This window comes from Chitinimonas lacunae (assembly GCF_042650885.1).
Lineage (GTDB): Bacteria > Pseudomonadota > Gammaproteobacteria > Burkholderiales > Chitinimonadaceae > Chitinimonas_A > Chitinimonas_A lacunae.
On record NZ_JBHSBU010000001.1, the window covers coordinates 165,013 to 182,282 of the forward strand.

20 protein-coding genes are annotated in these 17,270 nt (G+C 62.2%); 8 read left to right on the top strand and 12 right to left on the bottom strand.

The window, feature by feature from the left end; genetic code table 11:
- Positions 1-2 precede the first annotated feature (2 nt).
- Together ACFOW7_RS00730 and ACFOW7_RS00735 are read left to right on the top strand one after the other, a co-directional pair.
- Positions 3-455 (top strand): phasin family protein, encoded by a 453-nt coding sequence (locus ACFOW7_RS00730; protein WP_378159965.1) that lies wholly within the window; start codon positions 3-5, stop codon positions 453-455.
- Between the two features lie 36 nt (positions 456-491).
- Positions 492-1,739 (top strand): patatin-like phospholipase family protein, encoded by a 1,248-nt coding sequence (locus ACFOW7_RS00735; protein ID WP_378159967.1) that lies wholly within the window; start codon positions 492-494, stop codon positions 1,737-1,739.
- A 58-nt stretch (positions 1,740-1,797) separates the two neighbouring features.
- On the opposite strand, the gene ACFOW7_RS00740 is transcribed toward ACFOW7_RS00735, so the two are convergent.
- Positions 1,798-2,433 carry a GntR family transcriptional regulator gene (locus tag ACFOW7_RS00740; RefSeq protein ID WP_378159970.1) on the bottom strand — a complete coding sequence of 212 codons (636 nt, stop codon included), beginning with the start codon at positions 2,431-2,433 and terminating at the stop codon, positions 1,798-1,800.
- A gap of 586 nt (positions 2,434-3,019) precedes the next feature.
- Here ACFOW7_RS00740 and ACFOW7_RS00745 point away from each other — a divergent pair.
- The gene (locus ACFOW7_RS00745) at positions 3,020-3,355 is read left to right on the top strand and encodes a helix-turn-helix domain-containing protein (RefSeq protein ID WP_378159972.1); all 336 of its coding nucleotides are present in this window, start codon (positions 3,020-3,022) and stop codon (positions 3,353-3,355) included.
- A 54-nt stretch (positions 3,356-3,409) separates the two neighbouring features.
- Here ACFOW7_RS00745 and ACFOW7_RS00750 read toward each other — a convergent pair whose 3' ends face one another.
- On the bottom strand, positions 3,410-4,282 hold the full coding sequence (locus tag ACFOW7_RS00750; RefSeq protein ID WP_378159974.1) for a radical SAM protein: 873 nt from the start codon (positions 4,280-4,282) through the stop codon (positions 3,410-3,412).
- 94 nt (positions 4,283-4,376) lie between these two features.
- Complete coding sequence (locus ACFOW7_RS00755; protein WP_378159976.1) at positions 4,377-4,826, bottom strand: universal stress protein; 450 nt, start codon at positions 4,824-4,826, stop codon at positions 4,377-4,379.
- 122 nt (positions 4,827-4,948) lie between these two features.
- Here ACFOW7_RS00755 and ACFOW7_RS00760 point away from each other — a divergent pair, with 122 nt between their 5' ends.
- The 4 genes from ACFOW7_RS00760 to ACFOW7_RS00775 are packed head-to-tail and all read left to right on the top strand — an operon-like array spanning position 4,949 to position 7,831.
- Positions 4,949-5,398, top strand: a complete 450-nt coding sequence (locus ACFOW7_RS00760) for an acyl-CoA thioesterase (RefSeq protein WP_378159978.1) — start codon at positions 4,949-4,951, stop codon at positions 5,396-5,398.
- Positions 5,395-5,811 (top strand): hypothetical protein, encoded by a 417-nt coding sequence (locus ACFOW7_RS00765; RefSeq protein WP_378159980.1) that lies wholly within the window; start codon positions 5,395-5,397, stop codon positions 5,809-5,811. Before ACFOW7_RS00760 ends, ACFOW7_RS00765 begins: the two co-directional genes overlap by 4 nt.
- 51 nt (positions 5,812-5,862) lie before the next feature.
- Positions 5,863-6,711 carry an AAA family ATPase gene (locus ACFOW7_RS00770; RefSeq protein WP_378159982.1) on the top strand — a complete coding sequence of 283 codons (849 nt, stop codon included), beginning with the start codon at positions 5,863-5,865 and terminating at the stop codon, positions 6,709-6,711.
- 4 nt (positions 6,712-6,715) lie between these two features.
- Positions 6,716-7,831, top strand: coding sequence for a DNA glycosylase AlkZ-like family protein (locus ACFOW7_RS00775; RefSeq protein ID WP_378159984.1), 1,116 nt, complete (start codon positions 6,716-6,718; stop codon positions 7,829-7,831).
- Between the two features lie 240 nt (positions 7,832-8,071).
- On the opposite strand, the gene ACFOW7_RS00780 is transcribed toward ACFOW7_RS00775, so the two are convergent.
- Positions 8,072-9,139 (bottom strand): alkene reductase, encoded by a 1,068-nt coding sequence (locus tag ACFOW7_RS00780; protein ID WP_378159986.1) that lies wholly within the window; start codon positions 9,137-9,139, stop codon positions 8,072-8,074.
- A gap of 127 nt (positions 9,140-9,266) precedes the next feature.
- Here ACFOW7_RS00780 and ACFOW7_RS00785 point away from each other — a divergent pair, with 127 nt between their 5' ends.
- Positions 9,267-9,875 (top strand): TetR/AcrR family transcriptional regulator, encoded by a 609-nt coding sequence (locus ACFOW7_RS00785; RefSeq protein WP_378159988.1) that lies wholly within the window; start codon positions 9,267-9,269, stop codon positions 9,873-9,875.
- Between the two features lie 380 nt (positions 9,876-10,255).
- Here ACFOW7_RS00785 and ACFOW7_RS00790 read toward each other — a convergent pair whose 3' ends face one another.
- The 8 genes from ACFOW7_RS00790 to cheB are packed head-to-tail and all read right to left on the bottom strand — an operon-like array spanning position 10,256 to position 17,270.
- The gene (locus ACFOW7_RS00790) at positions 10,256-11,443 is read right to left on the bottom strand and encodes a methyl-accepting chemotaxis protein (RefSeq protein WP_378159990.1); all 1,188 of its coding nucleotides are present in this window, start codon (positions 11,441-11,443) and stop codon (positions 10,256-10,258) included.
- A 36-nt stretch (positions 11,444-11,479) separates the two neighbouring features.
- On the bottom strand, positions 11,480-11,848 hold the full coding sequence (locus ACFOW7_RS00795; RefSeq protein ID WP_378159992.1) for a response regulator: 369 nt from the start codon (positions 11,846-11,848) through the stop codon (positions 11,480-11,482).
- The gene (locus ACFOW7_RS00800; RefSeq protein WP_378159995.1) at positions 11,830-12,099 is read right to left on the bottom strand and encodes a hypothetical protein; all 270 of its coding nucleotides are present in this window, start codon (positions 12,097-12,099) and stop codon (positions 11,830-11,832) included. The genes ACFOW7_RS00795 and ACFOW7_RS00800 overlap by 19 nt, the downstream gene beginning before the upstream one ends.
- Entirely contained in the window at positions 12,099-14,330 is a 2,232-nt protein-coding gene (locus ACFOW7_RS00805; RefSeq protein ID WP_378159997.1) for a chemotaxis protein CheA, read from the bottom strand. The genes ACFOW7_RS00800 and ACFOW7_RS00805 overlap by 1 nt, the downstream gene beginning before the upstream one ends.
- Entirely contained in the window at positions 14,327-14,698 is a 372-nt protein-coding gene (locus ACFOW7_RS00810) for a response regulator (protein WP_378159999.1), read from the bottom strand. Before ACFOW7_RS00810 ends, ACFOW7_RS00805 begins: the two co-directional genes overlap by 4 nt.
- A gap of 5 nt (positions 14,699-14,703) precedes the next feature.
- The gene (locus tag ACFOW7_RS00815) at positions 14,704-15,570 is read right to left on the bottom strand and encodes a CheR family methyltransferase (RefSeq protein ID WP_378160001.1); all 867 of its coding nucleotides are present in this window, start codon (positions 15,568-15,570) and stop codon (positions 14,704-14,706) included.
- Positions 15,567-16,199 carry a HEAT repeat domain-containing protein gene (locus ACFOW7_RS00820; protein ID WP_378160003.1) on the bottom strand — a complete coding sequence of 211 codons (633 nt, stop codon included), beginning with the start codon at positions 16,197-16,199 and terminating at the stop codon, positions 15,567-15,569. Before ACFOW7_RS00820 ends, ACFOW7_RS00815 begins: the two co-directional genes overlap by 4 nt.
- 15 nt (positions 16,200-16,214) lie before the next feature.
- Complete coding sequence (gene cheB / locus ACFOW7_RS00825) at positions 16,215-17,270, bottom strand: chemotaxis-specific protein-glutamate methyltransferase CheB (protein ID WP_378160006.1); 1,056 nt, start codon at positions 17,268-17,270, stop codon at positions 16,215-16,217.

Consider the following 17,270-nt stretch of genomic DNA (forward strand, 5'->3'; position numbering starts at 1 on the left):
CCATGGCCAAGACCCTGAAGAAAGCCTCTGAAGAGAAGCAGTACGCACACGTTATCCTCGAATCCGCCAACCAGATCTGGCTGGCCGGTCTTGGTGCCTTCGCCAAGGCCCAAGGCGAGGGCGCCAAGATTTTCGACAACCTGGTCGAAACCGGCAAGCAAGTGGAAGAGAAGAGCCGTAAATCTGCCGAGGAGAAAGTGATGGCGGTGTCGAGCAAGGCAACTGAAACCTGGGATAAGCTGGAACAAGTCTTCCAAGACCGCGTGGCACGCGCTCTCAACGCCCTGGGTGTGCCGAGCAACAAGGATCTGGCTGATCTCAACAAGCGCATCGATGAACTGAACAAGAGCGTCAATGAGCTGCTGAAGAAGCAAAGCAAGCCCGTCGCCGCAGCCGCCAAGGAAGACGCCCGAGCTGAAGCCAAGGTCGAAGCCAAGCCGGCCAAAGCCGAGTAGTATTCGCCCCCTTTGATCTTCAGGAGTCGGTAGTCGATGTCTTTGCCCCAACGCACCCATAGCAAAACCCGCCCTACTATCGGCATCAACCTTGCCGCAGGCGGACCATTGGGTGCCATCTACGAAGTCGGTGCGCTGTGCGCCCTGGCTGAAGCGCTGGAAGGCATCGACTTTACCGAGCTTGACGTCTATGTCGGGGTGAGCGCCGGCGGCTTTATCGCCGCCGGGCTCGCCAATCGCATCTCCCCGCAGGAGATGTACGACATCTTTATCGCCAACAATTCCAGTCAGTACCAGTTCGAACCGGAGATCTTCCTGCGCCCGGCTTACCGCGAATATTTCCGCCGTGCTCTGTCGATTCCCGAACTGATGCTCGACGCCTTGTGGGAATTCATCACCCACCCGCGTGAAGTCGGTTTGCTCGGGGCCTTTATGCAGTTGTCGCATGCCATTCCGACCGGCCTGTTCGACAACGAGGAAATCGACCGCTTCCTTACCCGTATCTTTACCAGCCAGGGCCGTACCAACGACTTCCGGGCGCTGGATAAAAAACTGTATATCGTCGCCACTGACCTCGATACCGGTCGCTCGGTGAAATTCGGCGACCGTCAACACGGTCATGTGCCGATCTCCAAGGCGGTGCAGGCGTCAGCAGCATTGCCGGGACTGTTTCCTCCGGTCGAAATCGACGGCGACCATTATGTTGACGGTGCACTGAAAAAGACCCTGCATGCCTCGATCAGCCTCGACGAGGACGCCGACCTGGTGCTGTGCATCAATCCTATCGTGCCGTTCGATGCCCGACTGTCTCCACATGGCCATCCCAATACCCGTGACCGCTTGATGCGTGGCGGCTTGCCGGTGGTGCTGTCGCAGACCTTCCGCTCGATCATCCATTCGCGTATGCGGGTCGGAATGCAGCACTATGCCCATGCCTATGCGGGCGCCGATGTGGTGCTGTTCGAGCCCGACCACGGCGACGAGGAGCTGTTCTTCTCCAATGTGTTCAGCTATAGCGATCGCGAAAATATGTGCGAGCACGCCTATCAGCACACCCGCGCCGATCTGCGCCGTCGTGCCGACGAGCTTGAACCACTGTTCGCCCGTCATGGCATTCGCCTGTCGCGTAGCGTACTGGAGGAAGACCGTTATCTATCGGCCAAGGCCCGTGACACCTACCAGGTCAAGCAAGAGACCCGCCCACAGCCTGAGACCCCGATTGATCGCCTCTACTACACACTTGATCTGCTCGACCACTGGCTGCACTCCTCGCGCGAGTCATAAGCCTGAGCCAGATAGAAAAAAGCCGGCAATCGCCGGCTTTTTTCGTTGTTGGGTCTCCTCACTCAACGTCGATATTGCGCTCAAAGAAATTCATAAAGCCATCGATGCGGGCGTTGGCCAGTTTGATGACCAGCTCTATATCCCGTCTCTCCATCGCGGCGACCACGTCGAGGCGAGAAGGCACAATGATCTCGCTACGGCGCGGGTGTTTGATGATGGCCGCGTAATATAGCGTGGCCCGTTTGAGGTTGGTCTTGATCGAATCCAGCAGTAGCGGCCGGTTGGCTTGTGCCAATAAGACCTCGAAGAAGGTCAGGATGCGCTGCATGAAGAAGACCGGCTGCGAGGCTTCGGCCGATTCCAGTTCCTGTGCCAGCTTTTTTAGCCGGTCTAATTGATCCTGGGTCAGATCAGGGACGGTCAGTCGATAGGCCAGGGTTTCCAGCGCGGCGCGGATGGTGGCGATATCGGTCGCTTCGCTCTTATTAGCGCTGGCGACTACCGCTCCACGGTAGGGGTAGTAGACCACCAGCCCTTCGACCTGCAAACGTTGCAGGGCTTCTCTTAGCGGAATTGGGCTTACGCCATAGTGGTTGGCGAGTTCTACTTGTTTCAGTTGTTGGGCAGGGGCGAGAACGCCGGCGAATATATCGTCCCGAATCGCGTTCACGATCTTGTCGACGAGGGTAGTCATCTGAGCGGTGCCATGGCGGAATTATTGAAAGAAACTATCGAAACGCCGGTCGCATTCTATCAGGCGCGAGCATTGTTCGCGCGGGAAGCTGCAAGCCTGGTGAAAATGATGTTATGGCGCAAGACACTGACTTCAGCCTCGAAGCGCACAGCGCGTGATGGGAGGGGGACCCTGGCAAAAACATATAAAGTCTGTTGTTTTCTACCCCTTCAGTCAGAAAGGGGTGAGCTAGGAGTGGAAATTTTTTGGAAAAAGGAAAAATTGCCTGCGGTAATCCCTGATTGTTACAAACAGGACCTACATTTATAGGTCTTATGTGCAGTATTTGAGGGGTGTTGCGGCTTATGCCACAGCGGCGCCACTAATGCAATGCACAATGACTAGCGCATAGTCACGCGAACCGGTAAAATTACCCCCTGCTAAAACAGCGGCTTAGGGTTCGGTGTTTTAGTGAGAAACTGCCATGATGTTCGTGAGTCTTAACAAAACCCACCTCTGACGAGAAGGCTTGGCATAAAATCTCAACGTGCCGGCCATGACGTAAAAGTGGGCGTGGGCGGTTTAGTAGGTAAGTAAAGGATCGGCGATGAAATTATTTGAGAAGGTCATCAATCCGCGCGAGGTTCGGCGTAAGTTAGGTCTGAACCAGCAGGAATTCTGGACCAAAATCGGTGTAACGCAGAGCGGTGGCTCGCGTTATGAAAGCGGCCGCAATATGCCCAAGCCGGTACGCGAACTGCTGCGTCTTGTACACGTTGAGCAGATCGACCTGAGCCGGGTGCGCCGCGAGGACTTCGAAATCATCGAATACCTCAAGGAAAACCACCCTGACCTCTATAAGAGCCTGCAAAAAGCAGTCAAGGCTCGCCAAGAGGCCGCCGCTCAGCGCGGCGAAGAAGTCGCGACCGATATGTCGCGCTAAGACTGAAGATACTGCGACGGCGATCGATTATCGCCGTCGTTGTTTATCGTCGTCTTACAGGCTCAGTTTGACCGGCAGGCCCATCGTTTCGATACGTTGGGCCAGGTTCTCCATCCAGTCGCGCGGGGCTGCGCTCAGGCGTGGTGCCTCGGCCTGGGTAGATGGCCGGGCCAGCCCATATAGCAGCACGCCTTGTAGAGGCGCGCCGGCTTGCAGGCATTCCCGTAACAGATCGAGATAAGCCGCAATGGCTGTCTCGTCGGGTAATTGGCCATCGAGTGCGAACATGCAGGTCTGGATCCAGGTCGGACAACGTGTCGCTGCCGCCACGGCATGCCGCACTACCTGGCTATCTCGCAGCGCCACCTGATTGACGAAGGAATAATCGTCAACGGGCGCTCGATCGAGTTTGAACCAGACCTCGCCGTTGAACTCACGCATCTGTTCCAGCGCCTGCTGGACTTCCGGCCTATACATCTGGCTGCCGTTGCTGATCAGCACCAGCTTGACCTCGGCGCCAAGGCCGAATTTCTGTTTGATCCGGCCAATCAGGCCGATCACCTCTGCGAATTGCCGGCTTGACGTCGGTTCGCCATTGCCCGACAGGGCAATATCATTCAGCCGGCGTGCTTCTGCCGGTACCTTCTCCTCCATGAAACTGCCGTTCACGATCGCATCGAGCATCGTGTCCAGCTCACGCTCCAGTTGTTGAAGATCTAGCGGCGGAGCGTTGCCGCGCTGTAGATCGGGTACCTGGCAATAGATGCAGCGCCAGTTGCAGGCATTGTTCGGGTTGAGATTGATGCCGACCGATACCCCACCGGCGCGGCGCGATACGACCGGATAGACATAGGTCATCCCGACAATATCGCGGCTATGGTCGTTGACAGCCAGGGGAATGGCGGCAGACAGCTTGGTTTCGGACATGATGGAACACTCGCGGCGATCAGGGCCGATGGCTGTGCGAAAAGCACGGGGAAGCGAAAGCGCGAGGATACACCGGGCCTACCCGGCGGCGCGACTAGCTGCGCTGGATCGGGAACAGCAATACCGGTACCGGGGTATGGCGCAGCACACCTTCGGCCACACTGCCCAATAACAGATGTTCGAGTCCGGTCCAGCCGTGCGAGCCCATCACGATGATATCGGCCGGCCAGTTGCGGGCATCTTCGTTGATGGCGCTGGCGATCTGGCCGCCCCAGATCTCGATCAGGGCCGACTCGACATCGACGCCATGGCTGCGCATCAATTCGCTGGCGCTATCGAGCACCTTGCGGCCGTTGTCGCGCAGACTGCCCTGCAACTCCCCGACATCGACGAACTCGGCACCGCCCCAGGTGAACTGGGCCAGATCGATCACATGGATCAACCGCGTCTTGCCGCGCTGTTCGCAGCAAAAGCGCATGGTTTCCAGCAGGGCCTGGCGCGAGGTATCGCTGTCGTCGACCGGAACCAGAATGCGCTGATACATGGGTTTCTCCTTGTAGGCATGGGCGGGCTGAACTTCCCCTCCATGCTAGTAAAGCACCGAACATTGCGCAGCCATGGCAGCGCGCTTAAACTCAGCCGGGTCCGACCTAGACAATTGCCCAGATGGCCCGCGTCAAACTTGATCTGCCCCAATCGTTCGCCTTTTCCACGCCGATAGAAATCGGCATCGGCCTGATCAACTACGGCGGCCATCTTGGCAACGATTCGGCGCTGACCCTGGTGCATGAGGCCCGGTTGCGCTTTCTGGCCTCGTTTGGTTTCAATGAGTTGGACATCGAAGGCCGTGGTCTGATCCAGGCCGATGCCGTCCTGGTCTACAAGGCCCAGGTGCATTGGGGCGATGTGCTGATCGCCGAAGTGACGGTCGACGATTTCAATAAATACGGCTGCGATTTCTATTACCGTTTCCGCCAGCGCGACACCGGGCGCGACGTGTTGCACGCCAAGACCGGGCTGGTGTTTTTCGACTATGCGGCACGCCGGACCGTCAGTGTGCCGCCTTCATTTATCGTCGCAATGGGGGCCGTGGCCCCGCAGGGAGAAAACGCATGATGAAAAAATATGCCAACAACAGCCCCGAGGCGATGGCTCGACTGTTGATCATGCTGATGATGGGCGACGGCAATATGGACCCGCGCGAAATCGACAGCCTGGAAAAGCTCCATATCTACGAAACGCTCGATATCAGCCGTCAGCGTTTTATCGAAGTGCTGCATGCCTACTGCAACGACCTGAGCGACGAGGCCGAAGAAGACGGCAGCATCCATCTGATCGACCGGCAGCGGATCGACGATCTGCTCGACACGGTCGATGACCCCAAGAAACGCCTGCTGGTCGCCACCCTGGCACTTGACCTGACCAAGGCCGACAAGACCATCTCCGAGGCTGAACTGGCTATCTATACCCATATGCTCGATCGCTGGCATCTGACGCTCGACGATATCGAAGACGCCTTTGCTAGCTGAGGCCAGGTCGGCTTCCAGTACAATGCGCGGGTTTGATTCGGAGACCCGAGGATGTCCGTCAGCCCCCGCTTTACCGGCACCGACCACTATATTGCCACCCCCGATCTGATGCTGGCGGTCAATGCCGCCATCACCCTGGAGCGTCCGCTCCTGATCAAGGGCGAACCCGGCACAGGCAAAACCCTGCTCGCCGAGGAAATCGCCCGTGCCCTCGATATGCCGCTGATCCAGTGGCATATCAAATCCACCACCAAGGCCCAGCAGGGTCTGTACGAATACGATGCCGTATCGCGTCTGCGCGATTCGCAACTGGGCGACCCGCGTGTCAGCGATATCGCCAACTACATCGTGCGCGGCAAGCTGTGGGAAGCGTTTGAATCGGAACAGCGCGCCGTGCTGCTGATCGACGAGATCGACAAGGCCGATATTGAATTCCCCAACGATCTGCTGCGCGAACTCGACCGAATGGAATTCCACGTCTACGAGACCCGCGAAACCATCCGTGCCCGCCAGCGCCCGGTGATCGTGATCACCAGCAATAACGAGAAGGAGTTGCCCGACGCTTTCCTGCGCCGCTGCTTCTTCCACTACATCCGCTTCCCGGACAAGGAAACGATGGCTCGCATCGTCGATGTCCACTTCCCCCATCTGCAACGTGAACTGCTCAAGGAGGCGCTCGAAGCCTTCTATGCGGTGCGCGACCTGCCCGGCATCAAGAAGAAACCCTCGACTTCGGAACTGGTGGACTGGCTCAAGCTGCTGCTTGCCGAAGGCGTGACGCCCGAGCAGTTGGCCCGTACCGACAGCCTGCCGCCGATGGCCGGTGCCCTGCTGAAGAACGAACAGGACCTCGGTCTGTTCGAGCGGGTGCTGCGCATGGTGCGGTCCCGTCAGGGCTAAGCCGATGGACAGCCTTGTCTCGCTGCGCCGTCAGGCGGTCGCCCGTAGCCTGTTTGCGCCCTTGCCGCTTGCCCAGGCCATCGATCGGCTCGGTTTTGTCCAGGCCGACCCGATCCGGGCGCCGGCCCGTGCCCAGGATCTGATCCTGCGCCAGCGGGTGCGCGGCTACCGCGAGGGCGATCTGGAGCGCCGTTATCCTGCGCTCGAACTCGAAGAGGATGTGCTGCACAACTACGGCTTTCTGCCGCGCCGATTGCAGGCGCTGCTGCATCCGCGCCGCTTCGACGGCCAGACCCGGGCCGAGCGGCACGCCGAGGGATTGGCCGAGGCCGTGCTCGACTTCGTGCGCCGCCACGGCCCGACCCACCCCAAGGCGCTCGAGGCCGAATTGGGTGCCCAGCGCTACGCCAACTACTGGGGCGGCCAGTCCAAGGCCACCACCGGCCTGCTCGACAGCCTGCACTATCGCGGCCAGTTGCGGGTATTGCGGCGTGATAAGGGCATCCGCGTCTATACCCTGGCCGAGCCGGCAGCGGACCGGCTCGATGCCGACGAGCGCTTTGCCAGGCTGGCCCGGCTGATTCTCGATCTCTACGCTCCTTTGCCGACCGCGAGCTTTCGCCAACTGCTGGGGATGCTCGATTACGGCGTGCCGCAACTGAGCGAGCAGATCGGCCGCCGCGCCGAAACCATCGCCCGCTGGGGCGAACAGGGTTGGCTGATCGCGGGGCGGATCGACGGGGAAGAATGGCTCTGGCCCCACGACGAAACCCCGGCCGATGCGGCACCGCGTGGTGTGCGCTTGCTGGCGCCGTTCGATCCGGTGGTATGGGACCGGCGTCGCTTCGAGAAACTGTGGGGCTGGCGCTACCGCTTTGAAGCCTATACCCCGGCGCCTAAGCGCCAGCTCGGCTACTACGCCCTACCGCTGCTGTATGGCGATCAGGTGATAGGCTGGGCCAATCTGAGTGCGACCGAGCGGTTGGAAGCCGAGATCGGGCTGGTGGCGACGCCTCCGGGTGGACGAGGCCGCTTCGAGGCGGCATTGGGGCACGAGCTGGAGAAGATGGCCCAATTCCTCGCTCTTTCCGGAGTCGATTCGATCCGTTGGCGCGAATAGATCAGTCGATGCCAATTTGTTGTCCACTTGCCAGCCAGACGGTGGTGGGAGCGGACGTCAAGGCCGAGAAAGCCGAGCGAGCTTTACCGTGGGCGGGAGTCTCTGAGGAGACGGAGTGTAATTGGAAATATTTCGGCCATATGTCATCAAGACGTATAGCCGGATATATTTGTTTTGGAAGATTATGTGTTGTCACAGCGGGAGGCGACGAAGCACATCGCCTCCCGCCGCTTATCCGACTCAGGAAGTGGCCAGCGCCAAAGCCGGATAGTCGGTATAGCCCCGGGCGCCTTCGCTGTAGAAGGTGCTCGGATCGGCAGGGTTGAGGTCGGCCCCGCTCCGCAGCCGTTCGGGCAGATCGGGGTTGGCGATAAAGTTGACGCCAAAGGCCACCGCATCGGCCCGGCCTTCGCGCAGCGCCAGATTGGCCTGAAGCCCGGTAAAACGTTCATTGGCCACATAGACACCGCCGAAAGCCTGTTTCAGCGTCGGTCCGATCGAATCGTCCCTGATGGCTTCGCGGGCGCACAGAAAGGCCAGCCGGCGCCGGGCCGCTTCATGGGCGACATAGGTGAAGGTGGCGATCCGGTGCGAGTCGCCCATCGAGTGAATATCGCTGCGTGGCGCCAGATGCAGACCGACCCGGTCGGCACCCCAGACCGAAATGGCGGCATCGACCACTTCGAGCATCAGCCGCGCCCGGTTTTCGATGGAGCCACCATAGGCGTCGGTGCGCTGATTGCTGCCGTCTTGCAGAAACTGGTCGAGCAGATAGCCGTTGGCGCCATGGATTTCCACCCCGTCAAAACCGGCCTCCTGGGCGTTTTCCGCCGCCTGGCGGTAGGCTTCAATGATGGCGGGAATCTCATCGAGTTCGAGCGCGCGCGGCGTGGCATACGGCCGCAGCGGCCGCAGCAGGCTGACGTTGCCCTCGGCGGCGATGGCGCTGGGGGCGACCGGTAGCTGGCCGTTCAGCAGCGAAGGGTCGGAAATCCGCCCGACATGCCACAGTTGCAGAAACATTCGGCCGCCAGCCTGATGGACGGCCCGGGTAATCGCTTTCCAGCCTTGAATCTGCTCGGCCGACCAGATGCCCGGGGTGCGTTCATAGCCCACCCCTTGCGGCATCACCGAGGTGGCCTCGCTCAGGATCAGGCCGGCTGAGGCGCGCTGGACGTAATACTCGCGCATCAGATCGGTCGGCACGCGACCATCGGCAGTGGCCCGGGCACGGGTCAGGGGAGCCATAAACACCCGGTTGGGCAGATCAAGATCACCGATACGGATCGGGTCGAATAGCGTGGGCATGGGTTCTTCCTTTCGGGAGCTCTGAGCGCGGGATTTAATTCATAACGACCGTTAGAGGTTTCAGATTGAAGACCTTGTTAGGGTTTGTCAAGAAACTTATACTGACCGTTATTAATTGGGAGCATAGATGGGCAAGAGAGGGCCACGGCCTTGTTTCGACCGCGATGAAGCCTTGCAGCGGGCGCTCGAGGTATTCCAGAACTTTGGCTATGAAGGCGCGACCATGGCACGGCTCAAGGAAGCGATGGGCGGGTTGTGTGCGCCCAGCGTCTACGCGGCCTTCGGTTCGAAGGAAGCGATGTTCCGCGAGGCTGTGGAACGCTACCGCCGCGAAAAGCAGCCGCTATGGGGTGAAGGCCAGCCGACCGCGCGCGAGGCCATTGCGACCTTGCTACGCAATGCGGCCATGCTGTTTTCCAGCCCCGACGGGCCGCGTGGCTGTCTGGTCCATCTGAGCAATGCCTACAGCTCACCCGGCAGCGAAGCAGTGCAGGAATATCTGCGAAGCTGCCGCCAGGAAGACAAGGAGCGGATACTGCAACGCATCCAACGCGGTGTGATCGAGGGCGATCTCGACCCGCAGACCGATATCTGCGCGCTGGCTTCGTTCGTGCTGACCGTATTGCAGGGCCTGTCGCTCCAGGCGGTCGACGGAGCCTCGCAGCGCTGCATGCTCAGCACCGTCGACTGTGCGATGGCCGCTTGGGATGCCTTGGTGGGAAAAGGGGAGCGCTAGCTAATCCGGCTCTCGGGCAAAACAGCGTCCCACTCCACCCACTCACCCAATCGCACGCTGGAGACGCTGCGTAATCTCAGGGGCCGCTCTACCACTGGCACTCAAGGCAAGGAAGGCTGACGGTCTGAGGTCGGATCATTGGGACGCTGGGTTGGATGCGAATCGATCCCTCGGGCCGGACAGGTCACCGCCCTGGAGGCAAACGGGGCGGTGGTGCTGGAGAGGCTGACTGGTCCGGTAGCGCCGACCTTGGGACGGCGTGAGAAACTGCCATGGTTATATTTTTGATATTCTGATTATCTGCAAATCAATGTCTTGCAAAGATTTTGCAGATTAATTTATTTTTCATCTTCTTCCTTGCTCTGGGCAATTCGCGCCGCTCAGAACAGCTCGATGGCCGGCGTCTGGGCAGCCTGGGTCGTCTCGCCATTGGCGCGGGCATGCGTCTCGAACTGGCGCTGCATCACATAGCGCGATTTGACCGACTCGACCTCCTCGGGAACGCTGTCGCAGTTGCAGGCGGTACCACGGCCAAGTGCAGTCAGACGGCTGCTGACCTCATCGATTTCTGCCAGGACGCAATGGAGCTGTTGCCGCACGATGTCCTGGAATTGCAGGGCATCGAGGGTATCCATCATCCGGCCCTGGATCAGTCCGTGCTGCTCGGCCACTTCGTTGGCGGCCAGCTCGGCCAGATGGGTCGCCTGGGCCAGTCCTTCATGGAGGCTGTCCATCTGCTGGCGTGCCTGCTGGAAGTGGCTCATCTCCTCCCCATCGTCAAGCGCCCGAAAGCGTGGAATCAGCTCACCGGTCAGCGCCGTGCCGACCCGGCCGATCTGTTCGCTGACGGTGCGGGCCAGGCCGGCGGTCTGGTTGGCGAGCTTACGCACTTCATCGGCCACCACCGAGAAACCGCGCCCGGCGTCACCGGCGCGGGCGGCTTCGATGGCGGCGTTGAGGGCGATCAGATTGATCTGCTTGGCGACTTCGCTGATTTCCGTCACCACCTGATTCAACCGGTTCACTTCGCCTGCCACATCGGCCGCGATGGCCTGATCGGCCACGATCTGTTTCTTGCGCCGGTCGGCATAGTCCTGGATCAGGCTGATGGTGCTGTGGGTGGCCTGCCGGACCTGCTGATCGTCGCGCCGCATCGCCGACACATCATCCTGCCCCTTGTTGACCACCTGACGCAGGGCCGACGTGGCCTGGCTCAGCCGGCTCATCTGCTCGCCGATCGACAGCGCGGCGGTTTCGGTCTGCTGGCAGACTTCTTCGACATGGGCGCCGGCCAGCCGGCAGCGGTCGCCGAGCCGTTGCAGGTCGGCGCGCAGACAGGCGGCCTGTTGCAGCGCCTCGTCGCGCTCGCGTTCCAGCCCAGCGATGCGGGACAGCGAGCAGCGGCGCCGGTCGGCCAGCCACAGACAGGCCAGCAGCAACAGGCTGGCGCCAGACAGGGTCGCCACCATTGGCAGCGGCGAGCTGTGTTGACTGACGCCACCCAGCATTACCGAGGCAAAGCCACCGATAGGCGCGAGCCAGAGCGAGAGTTGCGGTGCGAAGCTCATGGTCATTTCCTTTGGAGTGCAAGGCGAGCCGGCGGCTCAGGCAGGCAGAACCTGCCGGATCACCTTGAGTAGATCGGGACCGGCAATCGGCTTGACCAGCCAACCCGAGGCGCCTTCACGCTTGGCCTCGTCGCGTTTGCTGGTCTGCGACTCGGTGGTGAGCGCCAGGATCGGCAGAAAGCGGAAACCCGGCAGCGCCCTGGCCGAACGGATAAAGCTGATGCCGTCCATATTGGGCATATTGATGTCGGTGATGATCAGATCGGGCTTGTAGCCACTTTTGAGCTTGCCCATGGCCAGTTGGCCGTCAAGGGCGGTATCGACCTGATAGCCCGACATTTCCAGCGTCTGCCTGACCGACAGCAGCATGGTGGACGAGTCATCGATCAGCAGGATGGATTGCATGGGGGAGTCTCCTCAATCAGGGGGGAATGACCGGCCAACAGCGCGGCCAACCAGGGTTCCTGCGGTGGCACGATCCGCCTCGGCCGGATGGCCAGCAGCGTCTGCAATACCGCGCTGTGTAAATGGCGACATTGGCTCAGGTCCGCCTCGCCCTCTGGATGGCGCAGCGCCCAGTCGAGCAGGGTTTCGGCTTCCTCGATCCGGCAGTGGCCATGCAGGACGGCGCGCGGGCCGTCGGCGTCGATAGGCATCAGAACAACTCCTTGGGGTTGAGGACCATCAGTACCGAGCCGTCACCCATCAAGGCCGTGCCGGCATAGACGGTCAGCCCCGCCAGCACTCCTTCGAACGGCTTCAGGATCAGATCGGCGGCGGCATCGAAGCTGTCCACGATCAGGCCGACCGTCTCGCCGCCCAAGCGCACCAGCAGTACGGCCAGTTCACCGTCTTCATTGGCTTGTGGCGGCTCGGGCAGTTCAAGCAGATCGCTCAGTGCATGCAAGGGCACCAGCCGGTCGCGCAGCACCGCCGCCCGTTCGCCCTTAAAGCCGCGAATCTGCGCCTGCGGCAGGCGGACCGTTTCGACCACGCAATCCATCGGAATACCGAACGGCTGGCCGCTGCTGCGGATCAACATCACATGGCTGACCGCCACCGACAGCGGCACGGCGAGCCGCAGCCGGGTGCCCTCGCCCTGGGCACTATGGATTTCGACCCGGCCGCGCAGCCGCTCGACCGCGCTTTTGACCACATCCATGCCGACGCCGCGACCGGATAGGTCCGATACCGTTTCGGTGGTGGAAAAGCCTGGCAGGAACACCAGCTCGGTCGCCTGCTGCACGGTGAGCGCCGCCGCCTGTTCGGGATCGAGCAGGCCCTGGCGGATCGCCTTGGCCTTGATCCGCTCGGGGTCCATGCCGCGGCCGTCGTCGGCCACTTCGATCACCACGCCTTCGGCCTGCTGAGAGGCCGAGATACGCAGTCGGCCCTCGCTGGGCTTGCCGGCGGCACGGCGCTCGTCGGGCGTCTCGAAACCATGGTCGAGGCTGTTGCGCACCAGGTGGATCAGCGGATCGGCCAGCGCTTCGACAATGGTCTTGTCGGCTTCGGTATCCTCGCCGACCAGTTCGAGCCGGACTTCCTTGTCGAGCTTGCCTGCGAGATCGCGCACCAGGCGCGGAAAGCGTTGCAGCACCGTGCCGATCGGCAGCATGCGGATCTGCATCACGGCGTCTTGCAGGTCTTCGGTGATCCGGTTGAGGGTGGCGTGCTGCAATTTGATCTCGCGCGCCAGCTCCTTGCCGCTGACTCCGCTCTCGGCCTTTTGCAGAAGATAGGGCAGGGCGTTGCGGGCCACGGCCAGCTCGCCGACCAGCTCCATCAGCTTGTCCACCTTGGTCTGCTCGACCCGCAGCAGGCCGCCGCGCACGCCGGTCTCGCCGTTTGATTCAGTACGGCTGCGCATCACCGGCGCGGCTGCCTCGCTGTGCTCGGTCCGCTCAAGCTGTGCCAGCAAGGTATCGGCCAACTGCTGAAGCGGCGCGGGGCCGCTGCCATCGAACTCGGCGACCTCGACCCCGAGCTGACGTGCCACGGCCTGCAAGGCGCCGGCGACTGCCTGCAGATGACCTGGACCGCTCGAATGGGCCAGCGCATCACGTTGGGCGCTGACGATGCCAAGCAGGGTGCGCAGCGAGTCTGATGGCAGGGTCGCCAGGCTGGGGCTGGGGACGGGGGCGATCTGTACCTGTTCCGCCACGCAGCGAAAATGCGTCTGGACCTGATCGAGTGGCGCATCCGACACGGCCAGGCAGTCGAGATTGCAGCGGTAGACATCGAGTTCGGCCAGGGCGGGCCATGGCTCATGCTGGTCGATGCGCTGCCATAGGCGGCCCGGCAGCTCGCGCAGCAGCAACAGCGGGTCTTCGCCCTTATAGAAACAGTCGGGTTCGGGCCGGTAGCGCACCAGCACCCGGGCGGGATCGGCCGGGCCGAGCTGGGCGCTGACGGCGGCCTGGACCGGCGGGGCCAGCTCGCCCAGCAGGGCGGTCAGTGCGGCAGCGTGGTCGGACGACTCATCCGGGCGGGCCGCGACGGCCGCCACGCTGTCGCCACGCAGCTGGGCGGCCAGGGCACGGGCGGCGCGGTCCTGTTCTTCGGCCGGCTGGTCGTGCTGCTCGATGGTGTCGAGCATGCTGTCGAGCAGATCGACCATCTCAAGCAGCCCTTCCACCAGCTCGCAGTCGAGCTGGCGCTGGCCGGCGCGCACGGCGTCGAGCAGGTCCTCGCCGGCATGGACCAGCCGGGTCAGCGCGGCAAAGTCGAACAGCCCGCTGTTGCCTTTGAAGGTATGGATCACCCGGAACAGCTCATCGAGCCCGGCCGGGTCGGCCGGATCACGCTCGAGCGCCAGCAGCAGCGCCGTCATGCGTTCCAGCCCTTCGGCCGATTCGGTCAGAAACTGGCGCAGTACCGGATTCACAGCGGCGCTCCCAACAGCAGCCGGGTATTGAGGGTCAGCTCTTCGGGCCGGACCGGCTTGACCAGATAGAGATTGGCGCCGGCCCGATAGGCGGCCTGGGCATCATGGGTAGCCGACTCGGTGCTGATCATGATGGCCGGCGCCTGCTTCATCTCGGTATGGCCGCGCAGTTCGGCCAGGAAGCGGTAGCCGTCCATGGTCGGCATGTTGACGTCCACCAGATAGAGGTCGTAGGGCATCGACAGCGCCTTTTCCAGCGCTTCGAGTCCGTTGACGGCCTCGTCTAGCAGCAGGTCGGGACTGGTGAGCACTTCGCGGTAATAGAGCCTTACGGTCGAGGCATCGTCGACGATCAGTACACGGTGCATGGCAGTCATCCTTCGATCGGTTTCTGGTAGACGATGGCCTCGGGAAATTTCCTGACCTGGAACAGCGAGGAAATCCGGCTCATCGACTCGGAGTGGCCGAGGCAGATATAGCCGCCCGGGTTGAGCGCATCGAAAAAGGTCTCGGCTGCCTGGCGGCGTGACAGATCGTCGAAATAGATCAACAGATTGCGGCAGAAGATCAGGTCGAAATCGCGGTAGTCGCGGGTATCGGCCGGTTCGTGCAGATTGACCCGGGTGAACTGGACCGATTCGCGCAGCTCGGCGTTGAGCCGGTAGTCGTTGCCGCATGGGGTGAAATAGCGGGCCAGCAGATCGATGGGCAGATATTGCAGCGAGCGGCGCGAGAACACGCCCTGACGCGCCTGGCGCAGCACGGCGGTATCGATGTCGGAGGCGACGAGCTCGACTTCGTAATGTTCGATATCGGGCCAGTATTCGAGCAGATAGATGGCGATCGAATAGGGCTCTTCGCCGGTGGAGCTGGGCATCGACCAGATACGGATACGCTCGCCCGGCTGTCGCCGGCTGATGATATCGGGCAGGATCGAGCGCACCATGCAGCGGAACTGGTATTCCTCGCGCAGGAAGTAGGTCTCGTTGACCGTCATCAGATTGACGAGCTGCTGCATTTCCTCGCCGCTCAGATCGATCCGCAACTGCATGAAGTAGTCGCGGAAACAGTCGGCGCCGCTGCGCTGCATCCGTTCGAGCAGCCGCTTGTCGACAAAGTAGCGCTTGCTGTCTTCAAAGAAGATGCCGGTGCGGCGGTAGAAATACTCGCGGAACTTGAGAAAGTCTTCGAGGCTGATCTGGGGTTGCACGGTCTTGCGCAGATCGGTCGCGGCCATCATGACTGACTCCGGTCGAGGGTGGCGCCGATGCGCCGCAGGGCGGTATCGACGGCGAACTTCATAAACGGGTCGCCGCTGAAACGGCGGGCCACCCGGCGCAGCGGCACGACCGCCGCCTCGCCGCCCAGCTCGCCCAGCAGATCGACTGCCGTGGCGCAGACATTGACGTGCTGGTCGTGTTCGATCACCACCAGCAGCCAGGATTCGACTTCGCGCAGGCGCAGCGACTCGCAGATATTGACCGCGAAGATGCGCCGGTCCGGGTCGGGGTCGGACAGCAGCCGCTGCATATGCGGGGCGATGGCCAGCGGCAGTTGCTTGAGCGCGTCGATGGCACCGTTGCGCAGATTGGCGTCGTCTTCCTCGCCCAGCAGCGGAATCAGCTCTTCGACCGCCGCCGCGTTGCCGATGGCGACCAGACTGTTGAACAGCGCTTCACGCACTGCCGCCTCTTCCTCGCAGCGCAGCCGCAGACCGATCGCGTGGGTGCTGTCGGGGTGGCGGCGCAGGTCGCGGGCGGCGTGGCGCCGGGTGGCGGCGTCATGGTCGTTGAGCGCCCGCAGCAGTTCGCTGCGGCTCTGTTCGATGGGAGCGCCGCTGCTGACGGCGGCGAATCGGGCAAGTCCCATGTCTTCCTCCAGGTTTTAATGCATCAGCCAGTGCAGCAACTGCTCGGCCACCTGCTCGGCCGGATGGACCGCGCTGGCCCCGCCACGGCGGATCAGATCGGCCGGCATGCCGAATACCACCGAGCTGGCTTCGGATTCGGCGATCGTGCGACCGCCGTTGCGATGGAGCACGGTCATTTCCTCGGCCCCGTCGTTGCCCATGCCGGTCAGCATCACGCCGATCAGCTGCTCGGGCGGCAGCAACTGATTGGCTGAGGCCATCAGTCGGCTGACCGAGGGGTGCCAGCAGAACTGTCTGTCTTCGGGGACCGGGCTCACCAGCAGGCGGCCGGCGCGGCGGCTCAGCGTCAGGTCGGCGCCGCCACGGCCGAACCAGACTTCGCCGGGGCGCAGCGGGGTCGGACCACTGACTTCGCGGACCGGCAGCTGGCAGCTCTGATCGAGCCGCTGCGCCAGTGCCGCGGTGAAATTGGCCGGCATGTGCTGGGCAATCAGTACTGCCGCCGGAAAATTGGCCGGCAGCGCCGGCAGGATGGTTTCGAGGGTACGCGGGCCGCCGGTGGACACCCCGATGACCACCAGCGGCATCTCGGCGCTGACGGGCGGCGCGGCAACCGGGACCGCCTCAGCGGGGGGCCGGCGCCGCTCGACGGTGCCGGGGCGGCCGGCCGCGACCGCCAGCCGGGCCTTGGCGGCCTGCCTGACCTTGCTGAGGATCTGCTCGCGCACGCCATCGATACTGAGCGAGATGGTGCCTTCGGGCTTGGCGATGAAATCGACCGCCCCCAGGGCCAGGGCTTCGAGGGTGGCGGTGGCGCCCCGGCTGGTCAGCGAGGACACCATCACCACCGGAGTCGGCCGCTGCACCATGATCAGCGACAGCGCCGACAGCCCGTCCATCTCCGGCATATTGATATCGAGTGTCACCACGTCGGGCTGGTATTCCTCCACCAGCCTGACCGCTTCGCTGCCATTACGGGCCACTTCGACCTCGATATCGGCTTCGCTGCGCAGGATGCCGGCCAGATGCTTGCGCATCAGGGCCGAATCGTCGACGACCAATACCCGCAT